The 12089-nt window shown below is 72.9% G+C and carries 12 protein-coding genes; 8 read left to right on the forward strand and 4 right to left on the reverse strand.

Annotation, left to right across the window (positions count from 1 at the left end; translation table 11 throughout):
- Window positions 1-11: 11 nt before the first annotated feature.
- The 4 genes from IEY71_RS05875 to IEY71_RS05890 form a co-directional block, all read right to left on the reverse strand.
- Complete coding sequence (locus tag IEY71_RS05875) at window positions 12-1499, reverse strand: sodium/solute symporter (RefSeq protein ID WP_189084324.1); 1488 nt, start codon at window positions 1497-1499, stop codon at window positions 12-14.
- Entirely contained in the window at window positions 1496-1753 is a 258-nt protein-coding gene (locus IEY71_RS05880; RefSeq protein WP_189084325.1) for a DUF485 domain-containing protein, read from the reverse strand. Before IEY71_RS05880 ends, IEY71_RS05875 begins: the two co-directional genes overlap by 4 nt.
- Before the next feature lie 302 nt (window positions 1754-2055).
- Window positions 2056-2787: a LytR/AlgR family response regulator transcription factor gene (locus tag IEY71_RS05885; protein WP_189084326.1), complete on the reverse strand. Its 732-nt coding sequence runs from the start codon at window positions 2785-2787 to the stop codon at window positions 2056-2058.
- Complete coding sequence (locus IEY71_RS05890; protein ID WP_189084327.1) at window positions 2784-4007, reverse strand: sensor histidine kinase; 1224 nt, start codon at window positions 4005-4007, stop codon at window positions 2784-2786. Before IEY71_RS05890 ends, IEY71_RS05885 begins: the two co-directional genes overlap by 4 nt.
- A gap of 195 nt (window positions 4008-4202) precedes the next feature.
- Here IEY71_RS05890 and IEY71_RS05895 point away from each other — a divergent pair, with 195 nt between their 5' ends.
- From IEY71_RS05895 to IEY71_RS05930, 8 genes are all read left to right on the forward strand, one after another.
- The gene (locus IEY71_RS05895) at window positions 4203-4580 is read left to right on the forward strand and encodes a DUF485 domain-containing protein (protein ID WP_189084328.1); all 378 of its coding nucleotides are present in this window, start codon (window positions 4203-4205) and stop codon (window positions 4578-4580) included.
- Complete coding sequence (locus IEY71_RS05900; protein ID WP_189084329.1) at window positions 4577-6214, forward strand: monocarboxylic acid transporter; 1638 nt, start codon at window positions 4577-4579, stop codon at window positions 6212-6214. The genes IEY71_RS05895 and IEY71_RS05900 overlap by 4 nt, the downstream gene beginning before the upstream one ends.
- Before the next feature lie 382 nt (window positions 6215-6596).
- On the forward strand, window positions 6597-7508 hold the full coding sequence (locus IEY71_RS05905) for a DMT family transporter (protein WP_189085089.1): 912 nt from the start codon (window positions 6597-6599) through the stop codon (window positions 7506-7508).
- A 143-nt stretch (window positions 7509-7651) separates the two neighbouring features.
- Window positions 7652-8011 carry a GntR family transcriptional regulator gene (locus IEY71_RS05910; RefSeq protein ID WP_189084330.1) on the forward strand — a complete coding sequence of 120 codons (360 nt, stop codon included), beginning with the start codon at window positions 7652-7654 and terminating at the stop codon, window positions 8009-8011.
- Window positions 8008-8913, forward strand: coding sequence for an ABC transporter ATP-binding protein (locus IEY71_RS05915; protein ID WP_189084331.1), 906 nt, complete (start codon window positions 8008-8010; stop codon window positions 8911-8913). Before IEY71_RS05910 ends, IEY71_RS05915 begins: the two co-directional genes overlap by 4 nt.
- Window positions 8910-9683: a hypothetical protein gene (locus IEY71_RS05920; RefSeq protein WP_189084332.1), complete on the forward strand. Its 774-nt coding sequence runs from the start codon at window positions 8910-8912 to the stop codon at window positions 9681-9683. The genes IEY71_RS05915 and IEY71_RS05920 overlap by 4 nt, the downstream gene beginning before the upstream one ends.
- A gap of 247 nt (window positions 9684-9930) precedes the next feature.
- Entirely contained in the window at window positions 9931-10728 is a 798-nt protein-coding gene (locus tag IEY71_RS05925; RefSeq protein ID WP_189084333.1) for an ABC transporter ATP-binding protein, read from the forward strand.
- Entirely contained in the window at window positions 10725-12050 is a 1326-nt protein-coding gene (locus tag IEY71_RS05930; RefSeq protein WP_189084334.1) for an FtsX-like permease family protein, read from the forward strand. Before IEY71_RS05925 ends, IEY71_RS05930 begins: the two co-directional genes overlap by 4 nt.
- Window positions 12051-12089: the final 39 nt, after the last annotated feature.

Consider the following 12089-nt stretch of genomic DNA (forward strand, 5'->3'; position numbering starts at 1 on the left):
CCCGGCTCCGCTCAGCGCAGCCGCTCAGGCACGTGCAGGCGGGCGAGGAACGCGTCGGCGCTGCGAGGCATCCGCCGCCGGTCCGCGAGCGAGACGACCACGATGACCGCGACCGCGAGCGGCACCGTCCATGCCGCCGGCTGCTCGACGAGCGGCCGCAGCCACCCGGGCGCGGCCGCCGTCGTGCCCGCGGCGCTCGCGAGGATCGCCCCGCCCGACAGCAGCGCCCCCGTCACCATGCCGGCGATCGCGCCGCGCGCCGTGAGCCCGCGCCACCAGATGCCGAGCAGCAGCACCGGGCAGAGCGTCGACGCGGTGAACGCGAAGACGAGGCCGACGCTGCCGGCGAGCCCCGCCGACTCCGTCACGAGCGCGACGGCGAGCGGCACGAGCGTCGAGAGCACGGCCGCGATGCGGAAGCCGCGCACGCTGCCGCCGAGCAGATCCTGGCTGACGACGCCCGCGAGAGACACCACGAGGCCCGAGCTCGTCGAGAGGAAGGCGGCGAAGGCCCCGCCGACGACGAGGGCGGTGAGCAGCTCGCCCCACGGGCCCGGCACGAGCAGCCCGGGCAGGAGCAGCACGAGCGCGTCGGCCTGCCCGCGCTCGGCGAGCTCCGGGGCGAACGCCCGGCCCAGCAGCCCGAACACCGTCGGGAACACGTAGAACGCCGAGAGCAGGGCGAGCACGATCACCGTCGTGCGGCGGGCGGCCGCGCCATCCGGGTTCGTGTAGAAGCGCACGAGCACGTGCGGCAGGCCGAGCGTGCCGAAGAGCAGCGCCACCATCAGGGACACGGTGCGGTACGCGTCGAGCCCGTGCGGCCCGGCCTCGGCCGGGAACGCCAGCTCGGGGGCCAGCGCCGCCCGCGCCTCGAGGCCGGGGACACCACCCGCGACGACGATGAGCAGCGCCACCACCGGCACCGCGAGCGCCGTGAGCTTCAGCCAGAACTGGAACGCCTGCACGAAGGTGATCGAGCGCATGCCGCCGGCGACGACGACCACCGCGACGATCACGGCGACCGCGAGCGAGCCGGCCCACGGCGGCAGCCCGGTCGTGATCCGCACGGTCAGCGCGGCGCCCTGCAGCTGCGGCACGATGTAGAACCAGCCGACGAGGATGACGAGGGTGCTCGTCACCCGGCGCACCCAGCGCGACTCGAGTCGGGCGGCGGTGAAGTCGGGGATCGTGTACGCGCCGCTGCGGCGGAGCGGCGCGGCGACGAAGAGCAGCAGCATGAGGTAGCCGGCGGTGTAGCCGATCGGGAACCAGAAGCCCGTCGAGCCGCTCAGCAGCACGAGCCCCGCGACGCCGAGGAACGAGGCCGCGGACAGGTACTCGCCGCCGATCGCGGAGGCGTTCCACCACGGTCGCACCGTGCGGCTCGCGACGTAGAAGTCGCCCGTCGTGCGGGAGACGCGCAGGCCGTAGAATCCGATCAGCGCCGAGGCCAGCGAGACCACCGCGATCGCCGTGTAGCCGGTGACGGGGTTCACGCGTCGTCCTCGGCGAGCTGGCGGAAGCGCGCTTCGTTTCGGGCGGCCGCTCGCGCGTAGAGCACGCCCACGGTGATGGCGAGCGGGTACAGGCCGAAGGCGAGCAGCAGCCAGGAGACGGGGACCCCGGCGACGAACTGCGCGTCGAGCCCGGGCACCAGCACGATCGCGGCGACGAAGAGGACGGTCGCGACGCAGAAGCCGCCCGCGAAGACGAGGCCGAGGCGCAGCTGCGAGCGGATGAGGGACCGCACGTAGACGCCGCGGATGTCGCTCGTCGGCGCCTCCGGCGGCCGGTCGAGCCGGAGGGCGGCGCGCGGCGGCGCCGGGCGGGGCGTGCCGGCCGCGGTGACGCGGACGCGGGCGGGCCGGGTCCCTGCGCTCGACTGGTTCCCTGAGCTTGTCGAAGGGTGCCGGTTCCCTGAGCTTGTCGAAGGGTGTTGGTTCCCTGAGCTTGTCGAAGGGCGCGGCTCCCCTTCGACGGGCTCAGGGGACCAGGTTGGTTCCCCTTCGACGGGCTCCCCTTCGACGGGCTCAGGGGACCAGGTCGGCTCGCTCACGGGCGGGGCCGCACGCTCGACTGCGCGAGCCGGTCGCGCAGGCCCGGCAGCATACGGCGGCTCACGGGCAGTTCGACGTCGCCCACGACGACGGCCGGGTGGTCCGAGCCGAGGCGGATCCGGGAGACGTGCGCGAGCGCGACGAGGTACGAGCGGTGCACGCGCACGAAGCCGGCCTCCGCCCACTGCTTCTCGAGGTCGGAGATCGGCACCCGCACGAGGTGCGTGCCGCCCTCGGTGTGCAGCCGGGCGTAGTCGCCCTGTGCCTGCACGTAGCGCACCTCGTCGCGCCGGATCATCCGGGTCGTCCCGCCGAGCGGCACCGCGATCATCTCACCGGCCGGCGAGGCATCCGGCGCCGGCGGCCGCAGCGCCTCGACGATGCGGCCCACCGAGCGCTGCAGCCGCTCGGCGCGCACGGGCTTCAGCAGGTAGTCGACCGCGGCGAGGTCGAAGGCCTCGAGCGCGCCCTCCTCGTCGGCGGTGACGAAGACGAGCGCCGGCCGGTGCTCGAAGCGCTGCAGCGCGCGGGCCAGGTCGAAGCCGGAGAGGCCGGGCATGTGGATGTCGAGGAACGCCGCGTCGACCGGCTCGCGGGTGAGCAGGCGCACCGCCTCGGCCCCCGAGGAGGCCTGGTGGATGACGCCGACGCGCGGATCCTGCCCGAGCAGGTGCACCAGCTCGTCGATCGCGGGCTGCTCATCGTCGGCGACGAGGACGGAGATCACGCTTCGAGTCTCCCATCCCGCTCGGACAGCGGCACCGGGGGCGGCGCCGCCTTCGGCACCCGCATCCGCACGAGGGTGCCCGCGCCCACGGCCGTCTCGACGACGAGGCCGTGCTCGTCGCCGTACACCTGGCGGAGCCGGGCGTCGACGTTCCGCAGGCCGACGTGCGCGCCGCCCTGCCCGCCGGCCAGCACCTCGCGGATGAGCTCCGGGTCGAAGCCGACGCCGTCGTCCTCGACGCTGATCTCGGCGTACGCGCCCGAGTCCTCGGCGGTGATCGTGATCCGGCCGCCGCCCTCCTTCGCCTCGAGGCCGTGCCGCACCGCGTTCTCCACGAGCGGCTGGATCGACAGGAACGGCACCACCGCGCCGAGCACCTCCGGCGCGATCTGCAGGGTCACCCGCAGCCGCTCGCCGAAGCGCGCCCGCTCGAGGCGCAGGTAGCTGTCGATCGAGCCGAGTTCGTCGGCGACCGTCGTGAACTCCCCGTGCCGCCGGAACGAGTACCGCGTGAAGTCGGCGAACTCCAGCACGAGCTCGCGCGCCTGCGCGGGGTCGGTGTTGATGAACGAGGCGATCGCGTTCAGCGAGTTGTAGATGAAGTGCGGGCTGATCTGCGCCCGCAGCGCCCGCACCTCGGCCTCGGCGAGCGCCGTGCGGGAGGCATCCAGCTCGCCGAGCTCGACCTGCGCGGCGACCCAGTCGGCGACCTCCGCGGTCGCGCGCACGAGCTCGGCCCGCACCGGGGCGGCGAACGCGACGATCGCCCCGACCGGGCGGCGGCCGACGAGGATGGGGGCCGCGACGGCATCCGTCTCCCGCGCGCCGTGGCGCGCCCGCCCCGAGCGCGGCACGCGGCGCTGCACCTGCGGCCGTCCCGAATCGTGCGCGGCGGCGGCGAGCTCCGCGGCGGTCTCGCGCAGGCCGTCGTCGCCCTCGAGCGCGACGACGCCGCCCGGGTCGACGATCGCGAGGGTGTCGCAGCCGAGCAGCGCCTTCAGGTGCCGGCCCGCGCGCTTCGCGTCCTCGACGCCGACGCCGCCGCGGAGGTGCGCGGCCGCCCGGGAGGCGAGGTGCAGCGTCTGGTAGGTGGCGCGCTCCGCCTCGGTGCCGAGCTCCTTCGAGGAGACCACGAGGCGGCGCAGCAGCACGACGAGTCCCACGGCGAGCGCGCCGGCGACGACGCCGGCCGCCGCGGCCACCACCAGGGACTCGGGCATGCAGGCCAGCGTAGCGATCGTTCATCGCGAGCGGCCGCCGTTCGTCGCACGATCGGGACCGCTCGGCGACGACGAGCGGCGTCGGCCCCCGGCGGTCCGCGAGCGACGGCAGCATGGTCGCACCGCGGCCCGCAGCCTCTGGCATCGAGGGGCCGCACGGTGCGATGTCGCACCGACGACCTCGAAGGAGACGCCATGGGCAACGACGCCCTGAGCGCGGAGGAGACGAACCGTCCCATCGTCGACTACCGCGCGGTCCAGCAGTCGGAGCGGTTCCAGCGGTTGAGGAGGCGCCAGCGCGGGTTCGTGTTCCCCGTGCTGGCGGCCTGCCTGGTCTGGTACCTCGCCTACGTGCTGCTCGCCAGCTACGCGCACGACTTCATGTCCACGCCGGTCTTCGGCAGCGTGAACGTCGCGATGCTGCTCGGGCTCGCGCAGGTCGTCACCACCTTCGCGGTGACGACCTGGTACGTGAGCTTCGCCAATCGTCGGCTCGACCCGATCGCGAGCGAGATCCGCGAGGAGATCGAGGCGGAGATCGCGGATGCCTCGAACGCGGAGGTGTCGCGATGAGCGCCGCGGCCCTCGGCCTGCGTCACGCCGCCGAGCCGACCGCGAGCGCGCCTGGCGAGCCGTGGCTCAACATCGCGATCTTCGGCGCCTTCGTCGCGATCACGATGATCATCGTGTTCCGCGCGAGCCGGAACAACAAGACCGCCGCCGACTACTACGCCGCGGGCCGCTCCTTCACGGGCGGCCAGAACGGCTCGGCGATCGCGGGCGACTACCTCTCGGCCGCGTCGTTCCTCGGCATCGTGGGCGCCATCGCGATGACCGGGTACGACGGCTTCCTCTACTCGATCGGCTTCCTCGTCGCCTGGCTCGTCGCGCTCCTGCTGGTCGCGGAGCTGCTGCGCAACACCGGGCGCTTCACCATGGCCGACGTGCTGTCGTTCCGGCTGAAGCAGAAGCCCGTGCGGATCGCCGCCGCCATCACCACCCTCGTCGTCTGCTTCTTCTACCTGCTCGCGCAGATGGCGGGCGCGGGCGGCCTGGTGTCGCTCCTGCTCGGCATCAGCGACACCCTCGGCCAGTCGCTCGTGATCACCGTGGTCGGCGCGCTGATGATCCTGTACGTGCTCGTCGGCGGCATGAAGGGCACCACCTGGGTGCAGATCATCAAGGCGGTGCTGCTCATCGCGGGCGCCGGCGTGATGACCGTGTGGGTGCTCGCGATCAACGGCTTCGACTTCTCGGCGCTGCTCGACCAGGCCGTCGCCGTCGCCGAGAACCCCGCCATCCTCGACCCGGGCCTGAAGTACGGCGTCTCGGACCTCTCGAAGGTCGACTTCCTCTCGCTCGGCCTCGCGCTCGTGCTCGGCACCGCGGCGCTGCCGCACGTGCTGATGCGCTTCTACACGGTGCCGACGGCGAAGGAGGCCCGCAAGTCCGTCGTGTGGGCGATCTGGCTGATCGGCATCTTCTACGTGTTCACCCTCGTGCTCGGCTACGGCGCCGCGGCGCTCGTCGGGCCGTCCGTCATCGCCGCAGCGCCCGGCGGGCCGAACTCCGCCGCGCCGCTGCTCGCGTTCTCGCTCGGCGGCCCGCTGCTGCTCGGCCTCATCTCCGCGATCGCGTTCGCGACGATCCTCGCGGTCGTGGCCGGGCTCACGATCACGGCGGCCGCCTCCTTCGCGCACGACATCTACGCCTCGGTCGTGAAGAAGGGCAAGCCGGCGGCGGGCGCCGAGGTGAAGGTCGCCCGGCGCACGGTGGTGATCATCGGCATCGTCGCGATCATCGGCGGCATCGGGGCGAACGGGCAGAACGTCGCGTTCCTCGTGGCGCTCGCCTTCGCGGTGGCGGCCTCGGCGAACCTGCCGACGATCGTCTACTCGCTGTACTGGAAGCGCTTCTCCACGAAGGGCGCGCTGTGGAGCATGTACGGCGGCCTCGCCTCCGCCATCCTGCTCATCGCCTTCTCGCCGGTGGTGTCGGGCTCGGAGACCTCGATGCTGAAGACCGACGCGATCGACTTCGCGTTCTTCCCGCTCTCGAACCCGGGCATCGTCTCGATCCCGCTGGCGTTCTTCCTCGGCTGGCTCGGCACCGTGCTCGATCGCGGCACGGAGGACCCCGCGAAGCAGTCGGAGATGGAGGTCCGCTCGCTCACGGGCATCGGCGCCGAGAAGGCGAGCGAGCACTGATCCGCCCGGCGGCGCGTGGGGGCGCGCCGCCGGGCCACCCGTTCGGCGCGTCGGGAACGCCTGCCCGCGTCGCGCCGGCACCCGTGACCGAGCCGCCCGCGTTCCATCGGACGCGGGCGGCTCGGTGGCGTTCGCGGCAGGTCCGCCAGGGAGCGGGCGACGGGCGCGGCTGCCGATCCTCGGCGGATTCCGGACAGGGATGCCTCGGGCCGTTCCGGCCGTCGGCGGCCGGCCGTAGCCTCGACGGGTGAGCAGCATCGACCCCCGCGACGCCTCGGTGGACGCCACCCCCGCGGCACCGTCCGCGACGGCCACGGCCGGAGGCGCGGTCGTGCCCGCTTCCGGGCCGAAGCGGTGGTCGACGTGGGCGCAGTTCCTCGTCATGGGCGTCGTCTGGGGCGCGAGCTTCCTGTTCATGAAGCTCGCGCTCGCCGGGGTGAGCTTCGGGCAGATCGCCTGGTCGCGGGTGCTGCTCGGCGCCCTCACCCTCGGCGTGATCGTCGCCGTGACGCGCCCGCGCGTGCCGGGAGCCGACGGCCGCCCCGGTGCGGTGCTGCCGCGGGAGCCGATCGTCTGGCTGCACTTCCTCGTCGTCTCGTTCGCGACCTGTGTCATCCCGTACCTGTGCTTCGCGTGGGCCGAGCAGTACGTCTCCTCGAGCCTCGCGTCGATCTACAACGCGACGACGCCGATCATGACGGCGCTCATGGCGACCCTCGTGTTCCGGGTCGAACGGCTCGGGCTCAGCCGCTGGGTCGGCGTCGGCATCGGCATCGTCGGGGTCGTCGTCGTGATCGGGCCGTGGCAGTACCACGCCCTCACCGGCAGCCTCGCGGGGCAGCTCGCCTGCCTCGTCGCGACGGCCTGCTACGGCTTCAGCTTCGGCTACCAGCGCAAGTTCCTGAGCCAGCGACCGATCGCGCCCGCGACGTTCGCCTTCCTCTCGATCGGGGTCGCCGGGCTCGTCATGCTCGCGCTCACCCCGTGGCTCGCGCTCGGGCCGGTGCGGCTCGACGGGGCGGTCGTCGCCTCACTGCTCGCGCTCGGCATCCTCGGCACGGGCTTCGCCTACATCTGGAACATCAACGTGCTGCGCGCCTGGGGCCCGACCGGCACCTCGACGGTGACGTACGTCACCCCGGTCGTCGGGGTCGCCCTCGGCGTGGCGCTGCTCGGCGAGCGGTTCGGCTGGCACGAGCCGATCGGCGCCCTGCTCGTGCTGCTCGGCATCCTGCTCGCCCAGGGCCGGCTGCGCCTGCCGCGGCGCGCTGCGGCGGAGGCGCCCGCAGCGTAGCGGCGCGAAGCACGGCGGCGGGTGGAGGTCGCGGCGGATTCCTGCGCGGCGCTTGACACCGGCGCGCCGACGTGGTTGGTTAGTTACACAAGTAATGAACCAACCAAGGTTCGTTCCCGGGGACGACGCACAGGAAGGCCGGAATGGACGAATCCCGCCCGATCTTCCTCCAGATCGCGGAGCAGATCGAGAACGACATCATCGACGGGGTCATCGCCGAAGGCGCGCAGATCCCCTCGACGAACGAGTTCGCCGCGTTCTACCGGATCAATCCGGCGACCGCACTGAAAGGGGTGACCCGCCTTGTCGACGACGGCATCGTGGTCAAACGAAGGGGCATCGGCATGTTCGTGACCGAGGGCGCCCGTGACCGGCTCGTCGAGCGCCGGCGGGCCGACTTCTCGGCGGAGTACCTCCGCCCGCTCATCATCGAGGCCGAGAAACTCGGCATCACCATCGACGACCTCGCGGCACTCATCCGCGCGGAAAGGATCGCATCATGACCAGCACCGTGGTCCGCGCCAGCGGTCTCACCAAGCGCTACGGCTCCTTCGCGGCCGTCGACCGCGTCGACTTCGCGCTCGAGGAGCACCGCATCTACGGCCTCCTCGGCCGCAACGGCGCCGGCAAGACGACGCTCATGCAGCTGCTCACCGGCCAGCTCTTCCCGAACGAGGGCGAGCTCGAGGTGTTCGGCCGCACGCCCGCCGAGCACGCCGACGTGCTGCGCCGGCTCTGCTTCATCGCCGAGTCGCAGCGCTACCCCGAGGACTTCACGCCGAAGCACGTCTTCACCTCGGCGCCGTGGTTCTTCGAGAACTGGGACGCCGAGTTCGCCGAGCGCCTGATCGCCGACTTCCGCCTCCCGCTGAAGCGGCCCATCAAGAAGCTCTCCCGCGGGCAGCTCTCCGCCGTCGGCGTCATCGTCGGCCTCGCGAGCCGCGCCCCGCTCACCTTCTTCGACGAGCCCTACCTCGGCCTCGACGCGGTCGCGCGGCACATCTTCTACGACCGGCTGCTCGAGGACTACGCGGAGCGCCCCCGCACCATCGTGCTCTCGACGCACCTGATCGACGAGGTCGCGAACCTCCTCGAGCACGTCATCCTGATCGACCAGGGCCGCATCCTGCTCGACCGCGACGCCGAGGAGGTGCGCGGACAGGCGACCACGATCGCCGGCGCCCGCTCGGTCGTCGAGGAGTTCGTGCAGGGCCGGCCCATCATCGGCCGCGAGGGCCTCGGCGGGCTCGCCTCGGTCACCATCGACGGCCGTCTCGACCGCGAGGAGCGCGTCCGGGCCGCCGAGCTCGGTCTCGAGCTCGCGCCGGTCTCGCTCCAGCAGCTCATCGTCCACCTCACCGGCGCCGACCTCGCCGGTGCGACCGAGAAGGAGGTCGCCGCATGACCGTCGTCGCCACCGCCACCGCCGAGCGCGAGCTCGGGCCACCCCGGCTCCGCGTCGGAGAGGTCTGGCGCATCGTGCGCCTGCTCGCCGTGAACCCCACGATCTTCTTCGGGGTGCCCTGGATGATCCTCGGCGGCGCCTGGGCCGTCACCATGGTGATCGCGCTCATCATGAGCGGCGCCGGGGCGCCGATGGACGAGGCCCGCGAGGGCTTCCGCTACAGCTGGGCCGTGCTCTCGCCGCAGTGGTACCTCGTCGTCGTCGGCGTGCAGGCCGTCGCCTACACCTTCTCGTTCGCCCTCGGCTTCGGCTCGACCAGGCGCGACTTCTGGCTCGGCATGAGCGTGATATTCGTGCTCGTCTCGGCCGAGATGGCTGTCGCGATCGCGACGCTCGTACAGCTCGAGCAGCTCACGAACGGCTGGTGGATCGGCGCGGGCATGTTCGACGCCCTCTGGTACGGGCAGCTCGGCTGGGGGTTCGACTTCTTCTCGACCTTCGTGCTGCAGCTCCTCGTGCTCTTCATCGGCGCGAGTGCGACGACGATCTACATGCGCTGGCGGGTGCGCGGCATGATGGTGCTGCTGTTCAGCACCGTCGCGCTCGTGCTGATCCTGATCGCCACGCTGACCTTCACCGAGTCGTGGCCGGCCGTGTGGACGTGGCTCGTCGGGCTGACCCCGATCGGGCTGACCCTGCTCGGGCTCGCCGCCGCAGCGGTGGCGGCGGTCGCCGGCTTCCTCGTGATCCGCCGGGCCACCCCGCGCTGATCGCCGGGCGCCGGATTGGGGCCGGCGCCCGCCCGCGCGGCGAGCGATGGGGGTCGCTCGCCGCGCGGCATCCCACCACGATCCCACTCCCCGAGTTGCCCGACTTTCATGGAAGTCGGGCAACTCGGTCGTTCGGGGAGTCATCCCAGCGGCGGCGGGGCGGGTCATCCGGGCGGATGACGCCTCGCGCCCCGGATCATGCCCGCGCCCGACGCGCCGTCCGCCGCTCGCCGGGCAGGCTCGAAGCATGAGTTCCTTCGTCATCGAGGCATCCGGCCTCGAGAAGTCCTTCGGCCCGACGCGCGCCCTCGCCGGGGTGTCGCTCGCCGTGCGCACCGGGGAGTCGCTCGCGATCATGGGCGCCTCGGGCTCCGGCAAGACGACGCTCCTGCACTGCCTCGCGGGCATCACTCTGCCGGACGCCGGCACCGTCTCCTTCCTCGGCGGCACCGGCCGCGTGCAGGTGAACTCGCTCGGCGAGCGCGACCGCTCCCGGCTGCGCCGCGAGGCGTTCGGCTTCGTCTTCCAGCAGGGGCTCCTGATCCCCGAGCTCACCGCGATCGAGAACGTCGCGCTCGCACTCATGCTGAACGGGATGCCGCGCGCTCGCGCCGAGGAGCACTCCCGCGGCTGGCTCGCCGCGCTCGGCCTCGCCGGGCTCGAGGACCGCCGCATCGGTCAGCTCTCCGGCGGGCAGGCGCAGCGCGTCGCGATCGCCCGGGCTCAGGTCACCGGCGCGAGCGTCGTGTTCGCCGACGAGCCGACGGGCGCCCTCGACTCGGCGACCTCGGCCGAGGTGATGGGCGCCCTGCTGCACTCGACCGTCGGCCAGGGGCGCACCCTCGTGCTCGTCACGCACGACCCGGAGGTCGCGGCGCGCTGCTCGCGCATCGTCGACGTCCGCGACGGCCTGATCGTCGGCGAGCGGATGCCGCAGCCGAACGGCGCGGCGGCCGACCCGGCGCCCGTCGCGCCGCCGGCCCCGGCCCCGCCCGCCCCCGGCGCCACCGCGGTGCCGCTGCCCGCACCGGGAGGCCGGGCGTGATCGGCCGCGTCGCCTGGCTGCTCGCCCGCCCCGGCTCCTCCGGCGCGGCGACCCTCCTGCTGCCGATCACCGCGTTCGCGATCGTCACGGCGCTGCTGCTCACCGTCATCGGCGGTGCGCAGTCGTTCTGGCGCTGGACGGACGACACCGCCGTCGGCTACCAGCTGCTCGCCGTCATCGCACTCGTGCTCCTCGTGGTGCCGCTCGCCTCGCTCGGTGGCGCAGCCGCCCGGCTGTCCGCCAGGCGCCGCGACGACCGCCTCGCGACGCTGCGGCTGCTCGGCGCCACCCCGGCGACGGTCTCCGCGCTCGCAGTGATCGAGTCGGCGATGCTCGCGCTCGTGGGATCGGCGATCGGCATCGTCGGCTACTTCGCGATCATGCCCGGCATCGCGCTCGTGCCGTTCCGCGGCGAGCCGCTCGGCATCGACGGGGTGCTGCTGCCGGCCGCGGTGCTCCTCGTGGTGCCGCTCGGCATCGTGCTGCTCGCCGTCGTGAGCGCCGTCCTCGGCCTGCGCCAGGTCGTGATCTCGCCGCTCGGCGTGCGCACGCGGCAGGACGCCCCGAAGCTCTCCTGGCTGCGCATCGCGATCGGCGCCGCCGTGATCGTCCTCGCCTTCGGGCTGATGAGCGGGCTGCAGCTGGCCGGCGAGGCATCCGTGCTCTTCCTGTTCCTCGGCGCCGCGTTCGGCGGCACCCTGGCCGTGCTGAACCTCATCGGGCCGTGGGTGATCCGGCTCGTCGCGCAGGGGCAGGCGAAGCGCGCCACGAAGCCGGCGAAGCTCCTCGCCGCGCGCAGCGTGCTCGAATCGCCGAAGGCCGCCTGGCGGCAGGTGTCCGGGGTCGCGATGACGAGCTTCATGGCCGTGTTCGCGGGCGTCGGCATCGCGCTCATCGACGCCATGGGCGGCTCGGGCGAGATGGACCGCGAGGGGCTCGAGCTCATCACCGACATCCGCACCGGCATCCTCATCACCGTCATCGGCTCGTTCCTGATGGTCGCCTGCTCCGTCGGCGTCAACCAGGCCGCCGGGATCCTCGACCGCCGCGAGCTCTACCGCTCCCTCGACATGCTCGGCATGCCTGAGCCGACGATGGACGCCGCCCGCCGCCGCGCCGTGATGTCGCCGCTGCGGATCACCGCGATCGGCTCCGCCGTGGTCGCCGCGGTCGTCATGCTGCCGCTCACGGGCATCACGCTCATCGTGCAGCCGCTCGCGCTGCTCGTGATCGCCGGGGTCCTCGCCGCCGGGATCGGCGTCGTCGCCCTGGGGCTCGTCTCGACGCGGCCGATGCTGCGTCGCGCGGCGGAGTCCGCCTAGACCCCCGGCGTCGGCCCGCACCGGGGATCGCGGGCCGAC

This window comes from Agromyces mediolanus, assembly GCF_014648575.1.
In the GTDB taxonomy this organism is placed as follows: domain Bacteria; phylum Actinomycetota; class Actinomycetes; order Actinomycetales; family Microbacteriaceae; genus Agromyces; species Agromyces mediolanus.